Here is a 226-nt window from a genome sequence, read left to right on the forward strand (position 1 = left end):
CTTCGGAGGTGGATCGGGTAGTTATGAACAAATGATGTTAATGGGAGGAGCTGGCCAACAAGGGTACGGTGGAATTCCGAGCTGGATGGGTGGAGCAGCGGGAGGATTTCCGACATCAGTAGCTGGCGTACAGACAGGAATTCCAGTAGGGGTACCAACTACATTTCCTTCTTTCGTTGGAGGAGTGCAGACAGGATTTCCAGTACCAGGAGTAGGTGTTGTAGCA

At 51.3% G+C, this 226-nt stretch carries 1 pseudogene; it reads left to right on the top strand.

Annotated features, from left to right (window positions below):
• Positions 1-226, top strand: a pseudogene (locus MR113_RS27970) (hypothetical protein); the annotation flags it as partial.

Source organism: Bacillus cereus group sp. BfR-BA-01379 (assembly GCF_022663605.1).
Classification (GTDB): domain Bacteria; phylum Bacillota; class Bacilli; order Bacillales; family Bacillaceae_G; genus Bacillus_A; species Bacillus_A mobilis.